At 73.2% G+C, this 19,332-nt stretch carries 18 protein-coding genes; 11 read left to right on the top strand and 7 right to left on the bottom strand.

The genetic code is table 11. From position 1 onward, the window contains the following. The first annotated feature begins 154 nt into the window (after positions 1–154). From B5P21_RS14750 to B5P21_RS14770, 5 genes are all read left to right on the top strand, one after another. Positions 155–1,576 carry a DUF6421 family protein gene (locus B5P21_RS14750; RefSeq protein ID WP_094171329.1) on the top strand — a complete coding sequence of 474 codons (1,422 nt, stop codon included), beginning with the start codon at positions 155–157 and terminating at the stop codon, positions 1,574–1,576. Next, complete coding sequence (locus tag B5P21_RS14755; RefSeq protein WP_045526491.1) at positions 1,573–2,202, top strand: SDR family oxidoreductase; 630 nt, start codon at positions 1,573–1,575, stop codon at positions 2,200–2,202. The genes B5P21_RS14750 and B5P21_RS14755 overlap by 4 nt, the downstream gene beginning before the upstream one ends. Positions 2,203–2,292: 90 nt before the next feature. Then, positions 2,293–3,195: a hypothetical protein gene (locus tag B5P21_RS14760; protein WP_045526490.1), complete on the top strand. Its 903-nt coding sequence runs from the start codon at positions 2,293–2,295 to the stop codon at positions 3,193–3,195. A 6-nt stretch (positions 3,196–3,201) separates the two neighbouring features. Further along, the gene (locus tag B5P21_RS14765) at positions 3,202–3,720 is read left to right on the top strand and encodes an adenylyl-sulfate kinase (protein WP_045526489.1); all 519 of its coding nucleotides are present in this window, start codon (positions 3,202–3,204) and stop codon (positions 3,718–3,720) included. A 23-nt stretch (positions 3,721–3,743) separates the two neighbouring features. Then, positions 3,744–4,049: a DUF1905 domain-containing protein gene (locus B5P21_RS14770; protein ID WP_045526488.1), complete on the top strand. Its 306-nt coding sequence runs from the start codon at positions 3,744–3,746 to the stop codon at positions 4,047–4,049. Positions 4,050–4,068: 19 nt separating this feature from the next. Here the strand turns inward: B5P21_RS14770 and B5P21_RS14775 are convergent, their stop codons facing one another. Beyond that, the gene (locus tag B5P21_RS14775; RefSeq protein WP_045526487.1) at positions 4,069–4,425 is read right to left on the bottom strand and encodes a VOC family protein; all 357 of its coding nucleotides are present in this window, start codon (positions 4,423–4,425) and stop codon (positions 4,069–4,071) included. A 167-nt stretch (positions 4,426–4,592) separates the two neighbouring features. Between B5P21_RS14775 and B5P21_RS14780 the strand changes: the two genes are divergently transcribed. Next, entirely contained in the window at positions 4,593–6,350 is a 1,758-nt protein-coding gene (locus B5P21_RS14780) for an MDR family MFS transporter (RefSeq protein WP_246865306.1), read from the top strand. Next, the gene (locus tag B5P21_RS14785) at positions 6,347–6,940 is read left to right on the top strand and encodes a MarR family winged helix-turn-helix transcriptional regulator (protein ID WP_045526486.1); all 594 of its coding nucleotides are present in this window, start codon (positions 6,347–6,349) and stop codon (positions 6,938–6,940) included. The genes B5P21_RS14780 and B5P21_RS14785 overlap by 4 nt, the downstream gene beginning before the upstream one ends. Before the next feature lie 48 nt (positions 6,941–6,988). On the opposite strand, the gene B5P21_RS14790 is transcribed toward B5P21_RS14785, so the two are convergent. Next, complete coding sequence (locus B5P21_RS14790; RefSeq protein ID WP_094171330.1) at positions 6,989–7,735, bottom strand: SAM-dependent methyltransferase; 747 nt, start codon at positions 7,733–7,735, stop codon at positions 6,989–6,991. 52 nt (positions 7,736–7,787) lie between these two features. On the opposite strand from B5P21_RS14790, the gene B5P21_RS17390 reads away from it, so the two are divergent. After that, on the top strand, positions 7,788–8,618 hold the full coding sequence (locus tag B5P21_RS17390; RefSeq protein WP_246865307.1) for a GNAT family N-acetyltransferase: 831 nt from the start codon (positions 7,788–7,790) through the stop codon (positions 8,616–8,618). On the opposite strand, the gene B5P21_RS14800 is transcribed toward B5P21_RS17390, so the two are convergent. Further along, positions 8,563–9,225: a pentapeptide repeat-containing protein gene (locus B5P21_RS14800; RefSeq protein ID WP_045526480.1), complete on the bottom strand. Its 663-nt coding sequence runs from the start codon at positions 9,223–9,225 to the stop codon at positions 8,563–8,565. The two genes, B5P21_RS17390 and B5P21_RS14800, sit on opposite strands and share 56 nt — an antisense overlap. A 214-nt stretch (positions 9,226–9,439) precedes the next feature. On the opposite strand from B5P21_RS14800, the gene B5P21_RS14805 reads away from it, so the two are divergent. From B5P21_RS14805 to B5P21_RS14815, 3 genes are all read left to right on the top strand, one after another. Further along, complete coding sequence (locus B5P21_RS14805; protein WP_094171331.1) at positions 9,440–12,256, top strand: carboxypeptidase regulatory-like domain-containing protein; 2,817 nt, start codon at positions 9,440–9,442, stop codon at positions 12,254–12,256. Positions 12,257–12,426: 170 nt separating this feature from the next. Next, on the top strand, positions 12,427–14,190 hold the full coding sequence (locus B5P21_RS14810) for a carboxypeptidase regulatory-like domain-containing protein (RefSeq protein WP_045526475.1): 1,764 nt from the start codon (positions 12,427–12,429) through the stop codon (positions 14,188–14,190). A gap of 91 nt (positions 14,191–14,281) precedes the next feature. Further along, positions 14,282–15,007, top strand: coding sequence for a carboxypeptidase-like regulatory domain-containing protein (locus tag B5P21_RS14815; RefSeq protein WP_094171332.1), 726 nt, complete (start codon positions 14,282–14,284; stop codon positions 15,005–15,007). A gap of 25 nt (positions 15,008–15,032) precedes the next feature. Here B5P21_RS14815 and B5P21_RS14820 read toward each other — a convergent pair whose 3' ends face one another. The 4 genes from B5P21_RS14820 to B5P21_RS14835 all read right to left on the bottom strand — a co-directional run bounded on the left by B5P21_RS14820 (position 15,033) and on the right by B5P21_RS14835 (position 19,294). Next, positions 15,033–17,471 carry a phosphoketolase family protein gene (locus B5P21_RS14820; protein WP_094171333.1) on the bottom strand — a complete coding sequence of 813 codons (2,439 nt, stop codon included), beginning with the start codon at positions 17,469–17,471 and terminating at the stop codon, positions 15,033–15,035. Between the two features lie 148 nt (positions 17,472–17,619). Further along, positions 17,620–18,015, bottom strand: a complete 396-nt coding sequence (locus B5P21_RS14825) for a LysM peptidoglycan-binding domain-containing protein (protein ID WP_094171334.1) — start codon at positions 18,013–18,015, stop codon at positions 17,620–17,622. 32 nt (positions 18,016–18,047) lie between these two features. Next, on the bottom strand, positions 18,048–19,049 hold the full coding sequence (locus B5P21_RS14830) for a hypothetical protein (RefSeq protein ID WP_045526469.1): 1,002 nt from the start codon (positions 19,047–19,049) through the stop codon (positions 18,048–18,050). Continuing rightward, positions 19,046–19,294 (bottom strand): hypothetical protein, encoded by a 249-nt coding sequence (locus B5P21_RS14835; RefSeq protein WP_045526467.1) that lies wholly within the window; start codon positions 19,292–19,294, stop codon positions 19,046–19,048. The genes B5P21_RS14830 and B5P21_RS14835 overlap by 4 nt, the downstream gene beginning before the upstream one ends. Positions 19,295–19,332 lie beyond the last annotated feature (38 nt).

Raw genomic sequence — 19,332 nt, forward strand, 5'->3', positions numbered from 1 at the left:
ACAACACGATCACCGGCGACAGGTGCTCGAGCACAGCTTCTTTGCGCGGGCGCCCGCATCCACGCGCGGAACCCGCACGCGGGACACGATCTGACGCCGAATGCGCCGTTACGGTGGAGGCACCGCACGCACCCGCACGATCGGAGGTCGATCCATGTCCAGCGCCGCAGCCCCCGCAGCCGTCATCGGCGAGCCCGAGGCCGTCGAGGACGTCGCCCGCGTCGCCCCCTCCCCCGCCTGGCTCGCCCTCAAGGACGCCGCCGTCGCGCTCCAGCCGATGCAGGTCAAGGACGGGTCCATCCCCGACGCCGCGCACCACGCGGAAGCCGCCCGGCTCATCACGGTGATCCGCGACTCCGTCCGCGCCCTCGCCCCGCTCTTCCCGCACGACGCCGCGTACCTCGCGGCGCTCGACGTGGACTTCGCGCGCTGGGTCGACCAGGGCCTCGGCGTGCCCGACTTCCTCGACTCCCTCAGCGCGTTCCAGCCGCAGCGCGACCGCGTGGACGGGATCCGGCACCTCGTCGTCTTCCCGATGACCACGCAGAACGGCAGCGCGTCGCGGCTCGTCGAGGCCGTGCTCATCGAGGTCGTCTGGCCCGAGTTCGTCGCGGAGCTGGAGGCGGGCGACTACGGCAACGCGCTGTTCGTCCCCATCCGCTTCGTCGACTTCACGCCCGGCTACGACACCAACTCGGCCGTGCTGTTCCCCGAGACCGTCGCGATGCGCGAGGTGCCGACCTTCACGTGGGGCGCGATCTTCGCCGACCGCGAGGCCGCCCGCTTCCGCCGCGTGGTGCGCCACGCCGCCGAGGTCACGAAGCTCGAGCTGCCGGAGGACGCGCGTCGCCTGCTGGACGACCAGCGGCTCGCGGAGGAGACCTTCGTGATGTGGGACCTCATCCACGACCGCACGCACATGCGCGGCGACCTGCCGTTCGACCCGTTCATGATCAAGCAGCGGATGCCGTTCTTCCTCTACTCGATCGAGGAGCTGCGGTGCGACCTCACCGCGTTCCGCGAGGCCGTCCGCATCCAGCGCCGGCTCGCCGCGGTGGATCCCGCCGAGCGCACCGCCGCCGACGACGCCCTCCTGGAGCGCGCCGGCATGGTGCAGCACGCGGTGATCTTCGACCGGATCTTCCGCTTCGCCATCACCGGATCCCGCGTTCGCAACTACGACGGCCTCGGCGGCCAGCTGCTGTTCGCGTGGCTGCACCAGCACCACGTGCTGCACTGGACCGACACGCGGCTCACGATCGACTGGGACGACGTCGCCGACGTGGTCGTCGCGCTCGCCGACCGGGTGAACGACCTCTACTGGCGCTCGATCGACCGGCCGAAGACCGCCCACTGGCTGGCCGCGTACGCGATGGTCACCGAGACCGTCACGCCGCACCCCGCGTCCACCTGGGCGAAGGGGCCGGACGCGCTGCCGCTCGACGGGCCGCCGAAGGGCCTCACCGACCTCGTGCTCGACGACGAGTTCCCGCTCAGCATGTTCTTCGAGGCGCTGGAGAAGAAGATGCGCGACGTCATCTCCTCGACCGCGGGGATCACGGGGCAGGCCGCGTGAGCGTCGACGGCCGCGTGGTCGTGGTCGCGGGCGCGTCGAGCGCGGCCGGACGCGCGGTCGCGGCCGAGCTCACGGCGGCCGGGGCGCGCGTCGTCGCGGTCGGCACGGACGCCGGGCGGCTCGCGGACGTCGACGCCGAGCGCCGCGAGGTGTGCGACCTCGCCGACCACGCGGCCGTCGGGGAGCTGGCGGAGCGGATCCGGGCGGACCTCGGCGGCGTCGACGGCCTGATCCACCTGGTCGGCGGCTGGCGCGGCGGCAACGGCCTCGCGGGCCAGACCGACGACGACTGGGACTTCCTGCACGAGCGGCTCGTCACCACGCTGCGCAACACCACGCGCGCGTTCGACGCCGACCTGCAGGCGTCCGAGGCCGGCCGCCTCGCGATCGTCTCCTCGACGGCCGTGCAGCGCCCCTACCCCGGCGGCGCCAACTACTCGGCCGCGAAGATCGCCGCGGAGACGTGGGTGCGCGCGGTCGACCGCGGGTTCTCGAAGGCCGGCTCCCCCGCCCGCACCACGATCTTCGTGGTGAAGGCGCTGGGCGGGCTCGAGGAGGCGCTGGCCCGTCGCGTCCTGGGGCTGTGGACCTCCGTGCCGCCCGAGCGCGACCTGATCGAGGGCTGACGCGGCCTCTCCCGTAGCACACGGGAGACCGCCCCGGAGAGGGGTCATCCCCCCTGCCGCGGGCGCCGGAGCGCGGTATACGTTCGCGGGGTGACCCCGCACGCCAGAACCGCCGAGCACGACGCCTTCGGCCCGTGGATCGACACCGTCCGCACCGCCGACGAGGTCCCCCGCCTCTACCGCCCGCACGGCGTCGACCCGTTCGCCGCGCGTCTCGTGCTCAAGGTCCCGCGCGACATCCCGCGCCGTGACACCGACCCGTCGATGGACCTGTACGACCACCTCCTCGTCGTCGGCGACCGCGACCTGGAGGTGCTGTCGCGCGTCGGATCCGCGTTCACCGCCCGGCGCATCCCCTTCGCCGACCTCGTGGCCGTCCGCGACCGCGTCGACCTGCTCGACGGCCTGCTCACGGTGCACATGGCGGACGGCGAGGCCCTGCGGATCCCGTTCAACGGCGCATCCGCCGACGTGGTCGTGGAGCTGACGGAGCTGCTGATGACGCTCGCGGGCGAGTCCGCCGGGGTGCCCGGCTCCTGCCCGACGCGGACCCCGCGGGCGACCCCGCGCATCGACGTCGGGCAGGACGAGGCCGGCGTCGCGGCGGCGTACTGGGACCTGGCCTCCCGGGATCCGCAGCTCGGCTACCTGTCGTCGCGCCCGCGCACGCCGCTCGTGCCCACCGCCGACGGCCTCCTGGGCGCGTTGCAGCGGCTCCGGCCGATGAGCCTCGCGGGCGCCGTCGCCGCGTGCTCGCCGCGCGAGCTGCTGATCCTCACCCGTCGCGACCAGGTCATCCGCCGCCGCACCGCGACGCTCTCCATCGACCGCCTCCGGATCCTCCGCCACGCCATCTCCAGCACAACCGCCGAGCCGCACCCCCGCTGGGTCGCCATGTCGACGGTGACGATCCGCGCGGGCGCCGCCTCCTTCGAGGTCGTCGCGGCCGCGGCGGACGAGCTGGAATGCGACCTCGTCACGGGCGGCAGCTGAGATGCGATGACGGACGCCGTCATCCTCACCGGCACCGTCGGCGCGGGGAAGACCACGACGATGCACGCGCTCGGCGACCTCCTCGCCGCGCGCGGGGTGCGGCACGCGCTGGTCGACATGGACGCCGTGCGCCTGCTCCACCCGGCACCGCCCGCGGATCCGTTCCAGCAGGAGCTGGCGCTCCGCAACCTCGGCGACCTCTCCCGCAACTACCGGGAGGCCGGGGCACGCGTGGTGGTGGTCGCGGCCGTCGTCGAGCACGCCGGCGACCTGCCGCGATACGCGGACGCGCTCGGATCCCGGGACCCGCTGCTCGTCCGGCTCGCGGTCGACGCCGACGCGGTGCGCGCCCGGCTCGACGCCCGCCACGGCGACGACGCCGCGGCCCTCGCCTGGCACCGCGACCGCGCCCCCGAGCTCGCCGCGATCATCGACGCGGCGGACCTCGACGGCCTCGCGATCGACACCACGTCCCGCACCCCGGCGGAGGTCGCCGCGCTCGTCGCCGGCCGCGCCGGCTGGTGAGCGCGCCCCCGTAGGGTCGAGTGATGAGCGACGACCTCCCCCTCGACTTCACCGCGCCCCTCTGGGCCTGGGAGGCGCGGCGCGAGCTCTGGACGTTCGTGTCGCTGCCCGTCGACCTCACCCCGATGCTGCGCGAGATGGGACAGGCGGGCCGCCGCGGCTTCGGATCCGTGCCCGTGCGCGTCCGCGTCGGCACCACGACCTGGCGCACCTCCGTCTTCCCGCAGGGCGACGGCACGTGGATCCTCCCGGTCAAGCGCGCGATCCGCGACGCCCACGGCCTCGAGGTCGGGGACGACGTGCACGTCGACCTCGAGCCGCTGCCCTGAGCGGCGACCTCCGCCGGGGCTAGCCCGCGGGCGGCGTGTACAGCTGCAGGTCGTTGCCCTCGCTGTCCTGGAACGGGAGGATGCGGCCCCACTCGTGGTCGCTGATCTCGCCCGTGATCTCGGCGCCGCGGCTCTTGATCCGCTCGAGCTCGTCCTCGATCGAGCCCTCGGGCGTGAACGAGATGACCGCGCCGCCGCTCGACGACCCGCTCGCCTCCTCGCGCGCGTTGAGCCCGATCATCAGGCCGTCCGCGTCTATCTCGCTCCAGTCCGCGTCCTCGCTCGTGATCGTGAGACCGAGCGTGTCGCGGTAGAACGCCACCGCGCGCGTCATGTCCTTCACGGGCAGCCAGACCGTCGCCACCGAATCGACCATGGATTCCTCCTCGCATCGAGGCCGGTCGGTCGACCGGCACTCCCTCCCGGTCTACTCCGGACCGCGCGCCGCCTCCGGCCCGGGCAGCGGATCCACGGCCGGCCGAGATGGTTGACAACAATCCACCATCGGCATATGGTTGCCTGCAGTCAACTACCCGGAGGAACATGTCCCAGCACCACCCGGCCACCGCGTCACCCGCGAAGGCCCCCCGCCGCACCGTCTCGGCCGACGGATCCATGTCGAAGCGCCAGGTCCTCGAGTCCCTGTCGGGCCTCCTGCTCGGCATGTTCGTCTCGATCCTCGCCGGCACCGTCGTCTCGACCTCGCTGCCGATCATCATCAGCGACCTCAAGGGCGACCAGTCCGGCTACACCTGGGTCGTCACCGCGACGCTGCTCGCCACCACCGTGAGCACGCCGCTCTGGGGCAAGTTCGCCGACCTCTTCAACCGCAAGCTGCTCATCCAGCTCGCCCTCGGCACCTTCGTGCTGGGATCCGCGCTCGCCGGCTTCTCGCAGAACACCGAGACGCTCATCGTCTTCCGCGTGCTCCAGGGCCTCGGCGCCGGCGGCCTCGCGGCGCTGAGCCAGATCATCATGGCCGACATCATCAGCCCCCGTGACCGCGGTCGCTACGCCGGCCTCTTCGGCGCCGTCATGGCCGTCGGCACCGTCGGCGGCCCGCTCCTCGGCGGCGTCGTGACCGACGCGTTCGGCTGGCGCTGGAACTTCTTCATCGCGCTGCCCATCGCGATCATCGCGATCATCCTGCTGCAGGTCACCCTCCACCTGCCCGCCCACCCGAGGCGCAAGGTGCACGTCGACTACCTCGGCGCGGTCTTCATCGCCAGCGGCGTCTCGCTCCTGCTCATCTGGGTCTCGCAGGCCGGCAAGCAGTTCGAGTGGGCCTCGGGCACCTCGTACCTCATGGCGGGCGGCGCGGTCGTGCTGCTGATCGCCGCGGTCGTCACCGAGCTCAAGGTCGCCGAGCCGATCATCCCGCTCACCATGTTCCGCAACCGCACCTTCACGCTGTCGGTGCTCGCGAGCCTCGCGGTCGGCATCTCGCTGTTCGGCACCTCGGTCTTCCTCGCGCAGTACATGCAGCTGTCGCGCGGCGCCACGCCCACGCAGTCGGGCCTCCTGACCATCCCGCTCATGGCGGGCCTGCTCATCTCGTCGACCGTGTTCGGCAACCTGATCAGCCGCCGCGGCAAGTGGAAGGCGATCATGATCACGGGCGCCGTGCTCATCGTCGCCGGCACCTCGCTGCTGTCCACGCTCCGCTACGACACCGACTTCGTGCTCGTGGGCATCTACATGTTCGTGCTCGGCGCGGGCCTCGGCATGCTCATGCAGAACCTCGTCCTCGTCGTGCAGAACGCCATCGAGGTCAAGAACCTCGGCGTCGCCACCAGCGCGGTCACCTTCTTCCGCAGCCTCGGCGGCACCATCGGCGTCTCGGTGCTGGGCTCCATCCTCGGCACGATCATCGCGTCGGAGATCACCGCCGGGATCACGAATCTCGCCCCGGCCGACCAGGCCGCGGCCGCGCAGGCCCTCGGCTCCGGCGTCATCCCGCAGGTCTCGCAGCTCAGCCCCGCCGTCCGCGTCGTGGTCGAGAGCGCCTACGGCGTAGGCATCGGCGACGTGTTCCTCTACAGCGTGCCGCTCGCGATCGTGTCGCTGATCGCGGTGATCTTCCTGCCCAACGCGCAGCTCGGCAGCAAGAACGCCGTGCAGCTGAAGAGCGACAAGGCCGCCACCGTCGACGCCCGCGAGGTGCACCGCACGGACGCCGAGGACGCGCTCATCGGCGCATCCACCGGCGCCGTGGCGCTCACCCCGGCCGGCGAGGCGAACCCGACGGGATCCATCCGGCTCCCTGAGGCGGAGGACGCCGGGGTCGACTCCCGCCGATGACCGACGAGGACCGCTCCCCCGTGGGCGACGCCGCGGGTGACTCCCCCGGCGGCGCCGACGGGACGGCCGACGGGATCGCCGCGGGCATCGCCGAGGTGGAGGAGCAGATGACCGCGCTCGCCGCGCGCATCCGGGCGACGACCCGGGAGGCCGCGTCGCGGATCCACCCGGAGCTGCCGCCCATCGGCTACAAGATGCTCCGCGTGATCCGCCGCTGCGGCGCGGCCCACGCGAGCGCCGTCGCCGACCAGCTCGGCGTCGACCGCAGCGTCGTCAGCCGCCAGCTCCGCCAGCTCCAGGACCTGGGGCTCGTGGAGGTCGGCGCCGACGCGCAGGACGGCCGGGTGCGCGTTCTCGCGCTCACCCCGTCGGGCCGCGCGGGAATCGAGGCGGACGACGCCGAGGGCGGCAGCCGCCTGATCCGCGGGCTCGGCGGGTGGACGCGCGCCGACCTCGACGCGTTCGCCGGCTACCTCGCGCGGCTCAACGCGGGAGCGGGCGCGGGTACGGATGCGGATCCGCGTGCAGCCACCGGCCTGGCCGACGGAGACGCGGACGCCGACACGGCCGCGGCCGTGCACGCGGCCTGACGACCGCGGCGCGATCGACGCCGCATCCGCCCCGCCTCGCAGCCCCACTCACCGGCCGGGCGACCGCGCCAGCACCATGGTGAGGAAGCCGAGCGTGCCGCGGTATCCCTCCAGCCACGCCCGACGGTGCTCGACCGATGCGGCCATCACCTGGTCCCGATCGGGGTCGTCGGGGTTGTCCGCCGCCCACGTGGCGAGCGCGCCGGTCCACGACCACTCGTCGTCGTCCCACTCCTCCGGGGTGCTGACGTGCCCCTGCAGCGGCACCCACCCGGTGGCGGCGACCTCGACGGTGGCCGCGAGGTCGCCGTAGTCGTCGGGCTGCGCTCCGAGCAGATCGAGGACGCGCGGCGTCGGCGGCCGCTCCCAGAAGCACTCGCCGACGAGCGCGCGACCGCCCGGACGCAGGTGCCCGTCGACCGCGGCCAGGGTCGGCTCGAGTCCGCCGAAGGCGTGCGTCGCGCCCACGCTGAGCACGACGTCGAACCGGTCGGGTGACGTCCACGCGCGGGCGTCGTCGCGGACGAGCTCGAGGCGGGAGGAGAGACCCTCGCGCTCGGCCTGCTCGCGCACGCGGTCGAAGCCCGCGTCGGAGTGGTCGACCCCGACGGCGGTCAGCGCCGGCTCGCGCCGCAGGGCTCGCAGCAGCCAGCTGCCGTCGCCGCACCCGAGGTCGAGGACCGTCCTCTGCCCGGCGGCCGTGAGGGCGAGGAGGCGGTCGACGCTGCCGTCGCCGAGCGGTGAGGCGATGGGGTGGTCGGCGTGCGCGAGGTCGCTGATCCGGTCCCTGTCCATCTCACGAGCCTAGGTCGGCCCCGCTGCGCCGCGCGGCCGGGAGGATGGGGGCGTGCTCGCCGACCTCGCCCTCCCCGTCCCGCTCGCCGCCCGCGTCGACGGGGTGGTACTCCGCCGCGCGACCGCCGCCGACCTCGCGCCGCTCATGGGCCTGCTCGCCGACGACCCCGTGAGCGCCGCGCGCGGCGACCGGGCGGATCCGGACGACGCCGACCTCTACGGCGGCGCCCTCGCACGCGTCCTCGCCGACGCCGCGAACGACCTCCTCGTGGCGACCGACGCGGACGGCACGGTCGTCGGCACGCTGCAGCTCACGCTCATCCCCGGCATGGCCCGCCGCGGCAGCTCGCGCCTGCAGGTGGAGGCCGTGCGCGTGCGGAGCGACCTGCGCTCGGCCGGCATCGGCGGCGCCACGATGAGCGACCGACGCGGAGATCTCACGGCGCCTGCGGCTGCCGCTCGGGACAGTGAAGGACTCCGTCAGCTCGATCCTCCGCACCATGGCCCTGTCGACGCGCGTCGAGGCCGTCGCACTCGCTGCTCGTCCGGGCCTTCGCTTCTCGGCCTGAGCGGCGCGAGGGCGTCTCCGGAACGGTCAGGCCTCCGGCGACTCGGACTCGCACACCTTCAGCAGCCGAAGTCCTGCAGCGAAGACGATGGTGGCGACGACGACGCCCGTGAGCCTCACGCCCGGTTCATCCGGGAGCAGAGCCATCGCGAAGAGGAGCACCGCTGCGGGACGTCATGTCCGGCGCATGCCCCCGCGGGAGGATCCGTCATCCACGTGGCTGGAGGACCCATCCGCCCGACGGGCCGCATGGATGCGCTCAGTCCTCGACGCGCACGCGGAAGTGCCGCGCGAAGACCGGGCCGAGCGCCATGAGCTGGGTGGAGTCGAGGACGGCGCCGCGGAGACCGTCGGGGGTGTCGAGGTCCATGATCTCGGCGCCGCGGAGATCCAGGTGCGTGAGGCTCGAGTCGGCGAGGTCGAGCGTGCCGATGGTGGTGCGGGCGAACGCGATGCGCATGCCGGCCGTGCCGCGGAGGTCCAGCTCCTCGATGGCGCAGTCGGTGATGAGCAGGTCGGTGATCTTCGAGCCGCGCAGGTTCACGAAGCCGAGCCGGCAGTCGGTGATGTGCACCGAGGAGAGCGACGCGTCGTAGAACTCGGCGGACCCCACGCGCGAGCCCTCCAGGCGCACGTCGCGCATCCGGATCCGGGGCGCCTTCAGCACGGGCGCGTCGAGGCGCGAGGCGAGCACGTCCACGAGGCTCGCGGCCGTGAGGTCGGCCTCGTGCAGCCGGATCCGCTCCAGCGCGCACTCCTCGAACCCGATGTCGACGAGGTCGGCGTCCGAGAGGTCGGCGTCGGCGAACCGCAGCCGCTCGAAGGTCGCGTGCGCGTCGAGGTCGGACGGGTCGCCGTCGGCGATCCCCTCGAGCCGCGGGTCGCTGATCCGCGGCGGCAGGATGCGGGTGGATGCGGCCATGCGGACCTCCGGGTGCTCGGGTGGGCGTCGTCCGGCTGGCGACGCCCACCACGGTACGGGACACCCCCGAGGGTGGCGCTCGCCGACGGCATCGAGCCGATCAGCGCGGCATTGCGGGAACGGGGCCCGAACTGGGTACACGACAGCCCCCGCGAGGAGCCGCTAAGCATGCCCGACGGCCGCGCCCGAAGCGGCCCCCGGATCCAGGAGCACCATGACAACCGCACGCCGACGCGCCCTCGTCGGCCTTCTCTCGCTCGCCCTCGTGGCCTCCGCGCAGGCGGGCATGGCGACCAGCGCCATCGCCGCCGACGCGCCCGCCGGCACCGCCGCCGTCGGCACAACCGCCGTCACCTTCACCACCGCGCCCCAGCCGTCGATCACCGGCACCGCGCAGGTCGGCTCCACCCTCTTCGCCGTGACAGGCACCTGGGCGCCGCAGCCCGACTCCTTCACGTTCAAGTGGTGGAGCAACGGGGTCGCGATCTCCGGCGCCACCGGATCCGCGTACACGCTCGTCGCCGCGGACGCGGCCAAGAAGATCACGCTGACCGTGACCGCGAACAAGTCCGGCTACACGTCGCTCGCCAAGTCGAGCGCCGCGACCGCGACGGTCGCAGCCGCGCCCTCCCCCGTCGCCTTCACGACCATCCCGACGCCGACGATCACAGGGACGCCGAAGGTCGGCACGCCGCTCACCGCGGCCCCCGGCACGTGGGCGCCCGTGCCGACGACCTTCGCGTACCGCTGGTTCGTGGCGAACGTCGCCGTCACCGGCGCGACCGGCTCCACCTACACGCCCGTCGCGGCCGACGTCGGCAAGCGCATCACGGTCACCGTGACCGGCAGCCGCTCGGGCTACACGACCGCCGCGAAGACCAGCGCGGCGAGCGCCGCCGTCGTGGCAGCGCCCGTCACCACGCCGTCGACCTTCACCACCGTCCCGACGCCGACCCTCAGCGGGACGGCCCAGGTCGGCTCGACCCTGACGGCCGCTCCCGGCACCTGGGCGCCCGTGCCGACGACGTTCTCCTACCGCTGGTTCGTCGCGAACGTCGCCGTCCCCGGCGCCACCGCCTCGACCTACGCGCCCGTCGCCGCCGACCTCGGCAAGAGGATCACCGTCACCGTCACCGGCGCCCGCTCGGGCTACACGTCGGCCTCGAAGACCAGCGCGGCGAGCGCCGCGGTCGTCGCCTCGCCGGCCGCCAAGGCCTTCGCGGTCGCGTCGTCGCCCACCATCACGGGGACCGTCGCCGTCGGCGGCGTGCTCACCGCGGCCACCGGATCCTGGTCCCCCGCTCCCGCCTTCAGCTACCAGTGGTCGGCAGGCAGCACCGCGATCTCCGGCGCCACCGGCTCGACCTACACGCTCGGTACGGCCGACCTCGGCAAGACGATCACGGTCACCATCACCGCGAAGGCCACCGGCTACATCACGACCACCCGCACGAGCGCCGCCACCGCGGCGGTCGGAAAGCCGGCGATCACGTCGGCGCAGCCGGTCATCGTGGGCGATGCGAAGGTGGGCCAGACGCTGCGCGTGGTGCCCAACGCGTGGGCGCCACGACCCGCCTTCACGTACGTCTGGTACGCGAACGACGTGAAGATCAGCGGCGCGACCGCGCAGGACTACACGCCCATGACGGCGGACATCGGCAAGCGCATCACCGCGACCGCGATCGGCACGGCCACCGGATACACGACGACGGCGCGCACCAGCGCCAAGACGGCCGCGGTGGTCGCGGCGAACGTGGAGCTCCCGCAGCAGCCCTGGACGGGACGGGTGGTCGGGAACGTCTACCTCGACTCCATGAGCCCGCAGAACCTCATCACGGAGGGCAGCATCGCGCTGGAGCCCGCGGGCTTCCCCGACGGCGGCGGGTGGGACATCACCGCCGACGGATTCACCATCACCGACGTGGAGCCGGGCGAGTACGCGCTGCACGCCTTCGTCCCGGTGGCCGGCGACTACCTGATCCAGTACTACGGGCAGACGAACGAGATCGACGATGCCCAGACGTTCGCGGTGCTGGCGGACAGCACGGTCCGGGTCGACGTGGTGCTCAAGCGCTACGCGTCGATCAGCGGCACCGCGACGAGCGCGGCCGGCGAACCTGTCGCCGGCGTGTCCGTACAAGCGTTCCGCGCAGGCGGTGACGGCCGCTTCGAGGACTACACGACGACCGACGACAACGGTCGGTACACGCTACGGAACATCGAGCCAGGCCAGTACAAGGTGCAGTTCGGGGCGTACAGCTCGCCCGAGGACGGCTTCCTCGAAGAGTGGTACGGAGAGACCGACGACAGGGCTGCTGCCACCGTCGTCTCCGTCCCTCAGTGGGGCCAGGCCGCCATCAACGTGAGCGTCAAGCTCGACGCGGGTGCTCGCATGTACGGCTCGGTCTCCGGCGCCGGCGGATCACGGCTCGCAGATGCCCGCGTCTATCTCGTACCAACGTCGAGCGCAGTGCAGGGGATCGTGCCCTCGAGCGCCCGCAGCGTCTCGACTGATCAGTGGGGGAGCTTCTCCATCACGGGTCTCGACGCGGGTGACTACTACGTGTACGTGAGTGCGGACCGCGCGTCCGCGCCGGCGTACACCGCACAGTGGGTCGGCGGGACCGGCACGCTGGCGACGGCATCCGTCTACCGCGCGACGCGTGGCACCCAGATGTCGAGCGTGTACGCGCAGCTCGCTGTCAGTCCGTCCGTCACGGCGTCGGTGACCGGCCTCGCGGCAGCGGGATGGGACTCCGACTACGCCGTCGTCAACCTGTACCAGGGCGGGGTCATCAAGTACTCCGGCTACTCCTGGTACGGCGCCGGTGCGTTCATCAAGGATATCGCCCCTGGCACGTACCAGGTCGCCGTGACCTATCACCGCGGCGAGGAGCGGAAGGCGTACTGGTGGAACGGCGGCGTCTATGCCGACAAGTCCGAGATCGTCGTGCGCGCCGGGGACTCGATCTCCATCGTCGCGAAGGCGATCACGCGGGTCGCTCCCGCGGGGGCGCGTCTGGTCCGCTGACCGCACGAGATCGTCCGACGACGCCGCCGCGACCGCACCGGGTCGTGGCGGCGGCGTCGTCGTCCGCTGTCCGCCGAGCCCCCGTTCCACGCGACACGTCGACAGCCGACCTCGCCGCGCGGTAGGCATGCACCGGGCGCGGCGTTCGGCGGTGCCGGACCGGGGGATCCATGCACGCACCACGTCGACGCGCCCTGATCGGGCTGTTGTCGCTCTCGCTCGTCCTGTCCGCGCAGGCGGGCATCGCGGGATCCGCCACCGCGGCGGACGCGCGGACCAGCGCCACCCGCGCCACGCCCACCTTCACCGCGTCGCCCAAGCCGACCATCACCGGCACCCCGCGCGTCGGCTCCACCCTCACCGCCGTCACGGGCGGCTGGGCGCCGAAGCCCACGACCTTCGGCTACCGCTGGTGGCGCGACGGCGTCGCCATCGCGGGCGCGACCGGATCCACGCTGAAGCTGACGGCCGCCGACGCCGGGGCGCGCATCGACCTCACCGTCACCGCGCGCCGGGGCGGGTACGCGTCCCTCGCGCGGTCGAGCGGGCCGACCGCCGTCGTCGCGCCCGCCACCACGACGCCGACTCCGCCCGCTCCCACCCCGACCCCGGATCCGACGCCCACGCCCGACCCGACGCCTCCCGTCGCCACGGTCCCCTTCACCGAAGCATCCGACCCGGTGATCACGGGCGACGTGCAGGTCGGCCGCCCGCTGCGCGCCGTCGCCGGCATCTGGACCCCGCGCCCGACCTCGTTCGCCTACGCCTGGTTCGTGGACGGCGTGGCCGCCGCCGGTGCGACGTCCATCTCCTACACGCCCGTCGACGCGGATGCCGGCAAGCGGATCACCGCCGCGGTCACCGGCACCGCCCCCGGGATCACCCCCACCACCCGCACCAGCGCGGCCACTCCCCCGGTCGCGGCCGCGGGCGTGGAGGTCCCGGAGCGACCCTCGACGGGGAAGGTGGTCGGGAACATCTACCTCGACTCCGTGGATCCGGCCAACCTCGTCTCCTCCGGCGAGATCTACCTCGAGCCGGCGCCCCAGACGTTCAGCGACGGCGTCGCATCGGCGGTGACGAACGGCGCGTTCGCGTTCTCCGGCGTGCGCCCGGGCGAGTACCGGCTGCATGCGTTCTTCCGGTTCGGCAGCGAGTACCTGTACCAGTACTACGGCCAGACCAACGACGTGACCCGGGCGCAGACGTTCGCCGTGCAGGCCGACGGCACCGTGCGCGTCGACGTGGTGCTGAAGCGGTACACCACGATCCAGGGCACGGTGACGACGACGGGCGGGGTGCCGGCGGCCGGCGTCGCGGTCAGCGCGTACCGCATCTCCGACGGCATCCAGCTCGGCAGCGACTACACCGACGCGGAGGGCGGGTACACCATCGGCAATGCCGAGCCCGGCGACTACCTGATCCAGGTCGGAGCCCCCATCGGCGACACCCGGGGCATCATCGGCGAGTGGTACTCGGACGCCTACGACAGGGCGAGCGCGACACCCGTCACGGTCGCGCAGTGGGGCACGCCGCTCACCGGGATCGACGTGCAGCTGGCCCGCGGCGCGAGCGCGAAGGGGCAGATCTACCGGTCGGACGGCGCGGGCGCGCCCGGGGCGTCCGTGCGCGTCGTGCCCGTCGCCGCGGCCGTGGACGGCGTCCGTCCGACCACGGGCCTCGTCGCGTCGACCGACCTGTACGGCCGCTTCAGCCTGAACGGGATCACGCCGGGCCAGTACGTCGTGTACGTCGAGGGCTCCGGCGAAGCGCCCCGGGACCTCCCGCGGTGGGCCGGCGGCACCGGCAGCCTCGCGACGGCGACACGCTACACGGCGACGCTCGACGGGCAGCTCCCGGCGATCTACGTGCAGCTCCCGCGGGATCCGTCCGACCGGTCGTCGACCTCGCGCCTGGCGCCGACCGCGCGCTGACCGCCCCCGACGGGGGTCGTGACCTCGGGGCGGCGGCGGAGTAGACCGGTCTCCCGACCGGCAACCCGCCGGTCCGAGCATCGGAGCACCCATGCCCTCCGTCCGCCGACGCGGTCTCGTCGGCCTGGCCCTGATCACCGCAGCTCAGGCCGGCCCCGTCTCCCCCGCGTCCGCGGATCCCGCCCCGGCGCCCGGCGCCACCACCGCCACCGTCGTCGGTCGCGTCTACCTCGACCGCGTGGATCCCCGGAACCTCGTCCGCGACGGGAGCATCTCCCTCGAGCTCTCGGACATCCCCTTCGGCGAGAACGTCGACATCGTCGACGGATCCTTCCGGTTCGAGTCCCAACGCGCCACGCGATACACACTGCACGCCTGGCTGAGGCTCGGCGGATCCGAGGTCTCCCAGTACCTCGGCCAGGTCAACGAGTGGCGCGACGCGCGCTTCTTCACGGCGCCGGCCGGGCGGACGACCCGCGTGGACATCGTGCTCCGCACCCCCGCGAGCATCAGCGGCACGGTGATGCTCCCGGAGGGCGCGCCCGCCGGGTTCTCCCCCGTCGACGTGCTCCGCGCCACGGGCGACGGCCGGCACGAGGCGTCGGGTTCCACGGACGTGGCGGGCCGGTATGCGCTCGGGAACCTCGAGCCGGGCTTCTACGTGCTGCGCTTCGGCGTGCCGCCGGGGGATCCGACCTCCTACGGCGCCGTGTGGTCCGGCAACCGGACACAGCGCGCGCTCGCGAAGCGCATCGTCGTCTCGCAGTGGGGGCAGGTGGTCACCCGCGTCGACGCGACGCTCACGCCCGCCCGATGACGGAGCCCGCAACCGGACCCGTTCCTCAGGCGTTGTCGTCCCCGTTGTCGATCGCGACCTGGCGCGACGGATCCGCGAACGGCAGCCCCTCCGCCCCCGACACGTCCGCCATGTCCTCGCCGTGCTCGCGCGTGTAGGTGCGGTGCGCGATCCGCTCGTCGTCCATGCGCTGCGACAGCGCCGCGTAGGTGGTCTCGAGGTGCGGCACGCGGCGGATCACGTCCATCACGAGCCGGAACCGGTCGAGGTCGTTGAGCATCAGCATGTCGAACGGCGTGGTCGTGCCTCCCTGCTCGACGAACCCGCGCACGTGCATGTTCTCGTGGTTGTGCCGCTTGTACGTGAGGCGGTGGATGAGCGACGGGTAGCCGTGGAACGCGAAGACCACGGGCTTGTCGCGCGTGAACAGGGCGTCGAAGGATCCGTCGTCGAGCCCGTGCGGGTGCTGCGTCGAGTCCTGCAGCCGCATCAGGTCCACCACGTTGATGAACCGCACGCGCAGCTGCGGGATCTCCCGCTTGAGGATCTGCACCGCCGCCATCGCCTCGACGGTCGGGATGTCGCCGGCGCACGCGACCACCACGTCGGGCTCGAGCCCCGGCACCTCGGTGCCCGCCCACTCCCACACGCCCACGCCGCGCGCGCCGTGCGCCCGCGCCTCCTCGAGCGACAGCAGGCTCGCGGTCGGCTGCTTCCCGGCGACGACCACGTTGATGAGGTCGGTGCCGCGGAGGCAGTGGTCCATGGTCACGAGCAGCGAGTTCGCGTCGAACGGCAGGTACACGCGCACGATCTCGGCGCGCTTGTTCACGACGTGGTCGAGGAAGCCGGGGTCCTGGTGCGAGAAGCCGTTGTGGTCCTGCCGCCACACGTGCGAGGAGAGCAGGTACGTGAACGACGCGACCGGCCGCCGCCACTCCACCTTGGAGCTCGACTCGAGCCACTTCGCGTACTGGTTGAACATCGAGTCGACGATGTGGATGAAGGCCTCGTACGACGTGAAGAGCCCGTGCCGCCCGGTGAGCAGGTACGCCTCGAGCAGCCCCTGCGTGATGTTCTCGTTGAGGATCTCGATGACCCGGCCCTCGTGCGCCAGGTGCTCGTCGACCGGCAGCACCTCGCCCTGCCAGGCCTTCGCCGTGACCTCGTAGACGTCGTCGAGCCGGTTGCTGGCGGTCTCGTCGGGGCCGAAGATCCGGAAGTCGAGCGGGTTGCGGGCGATCACGTCGCGCAGCCAGCCGCCGAGCACCCGGGTCGGCTCGGCAATGACGCCGCGGCCGTCGCTGAGGTCGATCGCGTTCACCTCGAGCGGCGGGAGCCGGAGGTCGCGGCGGAGGAGGCCGCCGTTAGCGTGCGGGTTGGCGCTCATCCGCCGGTCGCCCTCGGGGCGGTTCGGCTGGAGCGCCGGCGTCAGCCGACCGTCGCGGTCGAAGAGCTCGTGCGGGCGGTAGCTCTCGAGCCACTCCTGGAGCTGGCGGAGGTGGTCCTCGTCGTCGCGGACGCCGGAGAGCGGCACCTGGTGCGCGCGCCACGTGCCCTCGATCTGCTTGCCCTCGACCTCGCGCGGGCCGGTCCAGCCCTTCGGTGTGCGGAGGATCAGCATCGGCCACGCCGGGCGCTCCTCGCTGCCGCCCGTACGGGCCGCGAGCTGGATCCGGCTGATGTCGTCGAGCGCCTCGCCCAGCGCTAGCGCGAACCGCTCGTGCACCGCCGCGTGGTCCTCGCCGTCGAAGCCGCCCGAGACGATCCGCGGGGAGTAACCATGACCGGTGAAGAGCGCGAGCAGCTCGTCCTCGGGGATGCGGGCGAGCACGGTCGGGTTCGCGATCTTCCAGCCGTTGAGGTTGAGGATCGGCAGCACGGCGCCGTCGGTCTCCGGGTCGAGGAACTTGTCGAGGTGCCAGCTGGCGGCGAGCGTCGCGGTCTCCGCTTCGCCGTCGCCGATCACGCACGCGACCACGAGGTCGGGGTTGTCGAGCGCCGCGCCGTACGCGTGCACGAGCGAGTAGCCGAGCTCGCCGCCCTCGTTGATGGATCCGGGCGTCTCGGGCGCCGCGTGCGAGGGCACGCCGCCGGGGAACGAGAACTGGCGGAAGAGGTGGCGGAGCCCGTCGCGATCGGGGGTCGCCGCCGAGAACAGCTCCGAGTAGGTGCCGTCGAGGTAGGCGTTGGCGACCATGCCGGGGCCGCCGTGGCCGGGGCCGGCGATGTAGATCATGTCGAGGTCGCGCTCGATGATCGCCCGGTTGAGGTGCGCGTAGACGAAGTTCAGCAGCGGGGTCGTGCCCCAGTGCCCGAGGAGGCGCGGCTTGATGTCGTCGCGCGTGAGCGGGCGCTCCAGCAGCGGGTCGTCGAGCAGGTAGATCTGGCCGACGGAGAGGTAGTTGGCGGCGCGCCACCACCCGTCGACGACGTCGAGGTAGAGGGGGGCGGCGGGGTCTCGGGGTGCGGTGTCGGAGGCCATGCATCAGCCTACGGCGGTGTCTCGGCGGGTGTCCCGGGGTCGCGCGTTCTGATCAGTCAGCGCACAGGGGCGGTGTCTCGGCGGGTGTCCCGGGGTCGCGCGATCCGGTCAGCGGGCTCGCAGGACGGTTCGGCGGACCGGCCGCACGTCAGCCGAGGCAGGCGAGGTCGTCGAGCGGCGTCGCGGTGGTGCGGGCGACGACGATCTCCTCGCCGGCCGTGATGGCCGAGTTCCCGTTCGCCGCTTCCAGGTCGGCGATGCAGAGGCCGAAGCTGGCGGCGACGCCGGTCAGCGTGTCGCCGGATGCGGGGGTGTAGTAGGCCAGCGTGCCCACCACGGAGCTGACCTCGCCCTGCGCCTGGGAGCGCGGGCCGCCGTCGGTCGGCACGACGGGGTCGGGTGCCGCGGGCGACGTCGCCGGCGTGCGCTCGCCCTCCACGACGGCCGGCGTCGGGTCGGGGCCGCCGTCCACGGCCGACGTGCAGCCCGCGAGGAGGGCCGCCGCGGCGAGGACGGCGGCGGCGAGGAGGGGGCGACGCGTCATGCTCGCGAGGCTAGCGGCCGGGCGAGCTCCGGTCAGCGCACGCAGACCGACTCGGCCGAGAGGCTGAGGCCGTCGGCGGTGCCGCGGATGCTCGCCGAGGCGATCCCGTCGGCGCGGCCGTCGCCGGCGGTCCAATGGTCGCGGCCCATCGCGCGTCCCCCGGGGACGAACCCCGCCTCGGTCCACGACCTGGTGATCGCGTCGAAGGGAGGCTGCGGTTCGTCCATCACGGTGAAGATCGGGATGAGCACGCTGCCGGTCGCCTGCGTCCCCTCGGAGCCGTCCTCGCACTGCGTCGCGACCGTGGTCACCTCGGCGGGCACGCCCGTGGTGGCAGCCGCGGCCTCCAAGAAGGCGCGCACCCCCGCCTCTTGCGCGCTGACGTCGACGAGCGCGGGAGGCGGCGCGGGCGTCGTCGGGTCGGTCGGGGAGGCGGGCTCGGACGGATGCGGGAGGTCGTCGGGCGCCGGCGAGCCGAGCGGCAGGCCGACCCAGCCCGTGAGGTCCGGGTCCCTGCTCGCGTCGCGAGCCGACGAGTACGGGGCGCGGACGAAGAAGATCGTCCGCGGCGCCGTGCCCGCGTCCGCCGCCTCGTCGGGCGTGGCGGCGAGCACGGCGGCCACCCCGGCGGGATCCTCGGACTCGACCTCGATGATCCCGCCTGCCGGCGCCGACCGGGGCGAGACGGACAGGTCCGAGACGTCCGGCCGGGCGTCGAGCCGCTCCACCAGGTCGAGGACGGAGCGAGCGGGAGCGGCGGCCGAGACGTCGACGCTCGTGGTGCCGCGCCGGATCCCCACCTCGCCGTCGCCGAGGGACGGCCGGAGGAGGCCCGCGGCCGCCGGGAACGTCGTGCCCTGCTCCAGCTCGACGGAGCGGTCGCCGCCGGTGACGTCCACGGAGGCGACGCCCGGGATCCGCCGCCACGTCTCGGCGACCTCCGCCGACACCGGGTCCCGCGGGTCGAGCGTCACGGGAACCGCTCCGTCCCCCGCCGGGAGCGCGAGCGAGAGGTCGAGCTCCGCCTGCGTCACCCCGTCGCCCAGGGCGTCCCGGACGGCTGGGCGACGGCGGGCTCCGAGGTGTCGGCGATGGCGTCGACCTGCGCGATCCACGGGTCCGGGCCGTCCCGGTAGTCGGTCGAGTAGAGCGAGGTCTCGACGTCCGCGATCCCGTCCACCGCGGCGATGCGCACGCGCATCGCCTCCAGGGACGTGACCGCCGACTCGGGCGGCTGCGGGAACCACGAGCACCCGCTCAGCGCCGTGGCGAGGATCACGACCGCCGCGAGCGCGGACGCCCCCCCCCCGTCGTGTC

Source organism: Clavibacter michiganensis subsp. insidiosus, from assembly GCF_002240565.1.
In the GTDB taxonomy this organism is placed as follows: domain Bacteria; phylum Actinomycetota; class Actinomycetes; order Actinomycetales; family Microbacteriaceae; genus Clavibacter; species Clavibacter insidiosus.

Excerpts from the sequence above, each read along its gene's own strand:
- B5P21_RS14775 (WP_045526487.1), bottom strand. The coding sequence starts at position 4,425 with ATGGTCGATTCGGTGGCGACGGTCTGGCTGCCCGTGAAGGACATGACG.
- B5P21_RS14825 (WP_094171334.1), bottom strand. The coding sequence starts at position 18,015 with ATGACGCGTCGCCCCCTCCTCGCCGCCGCCGTCCTCGCCGCGGCGGCC.
- B5P21_RS14780 (WP_246865306.1), top strand. The coding sequence starts at position 4,593 with ATGTCCCAGCACCACCCGGCCACCGCGTCACCCGCGAAGGCCCCCCGC.
- B5P21_RS14820 (WP_094171333.1), bottom strand. The coding sequence starts at position 17,471 with ATGGCCTCCGACACCGCACCCCGAGACCCCGCCGCCCCCCTCTACCTC.
- B5P21_RS14790 (WP_094171330.1), bottom strand. The coding sequence starts at position 7,735 with ATGGACAGGGACCGGATCAGCGACCTCGCGCACGCCGACCACCCCATC.
- B5P21_RS14765 (WP_045526489.1), top strand. The coding sequence starts at position 3,202 with ATGACGGACGCCGTCATCCTCACCGGCACCGTCGGCGCGGGGAAGACC.
- B5P21_RS14785 (WP_045526486.1), top strand. The coding sequence starts at position 6,347 with ATGACCGACGAGGACCGCTCCCCCGTGGGCGACGCCGCGGGTGACTCC.
- B5P21_RS14800 (WP_045526480.1), bottom strand. The coding sequence starts at position 9,225 with ATGGCCGCATCCACCCGCATCCTGCCGCCGCGGATCAGCGACCCGCGG.
- B5P21_RS14805 (WP_094171331.1), top strand. The coding sequence starts at position 9,440 with ATGACAACCGCACGCCGACGCGCCCTCGTCGGCCTTCTCTCGCTCGCC.
- B5P21_RS14815 (WP_094171332.1), top strand. The coding sequence starts at position 14,282 with ATGCCCTCCGTCCGCCGACGCGGTCTCGTCGGCCTGGCCCTGATCACC.
- B5P21_RS14750 (WP_094171329.1), top strand. The coding sequence starts at position 155 with ATGTCCAGCGCCGCAGCCCCCGCAGCCGTCATCGGCGAGCCCGAGGCC.
- B5P21_RS14810 (WP_045526475.1), top strand. The coding sequence starts at position 12,427 with ATGCACGCACCACGTCGACGCGCCCTGATCGGGCTGTTGTCGCTCTCG.
- B5P21_RS14770 (WP_045526488.1), top strand. The coding sequence starts at position 3,744 with ATGAGCGACGACCTCCCCCTCGACTTCACCGCGCCCCTCTGGGCCTGG.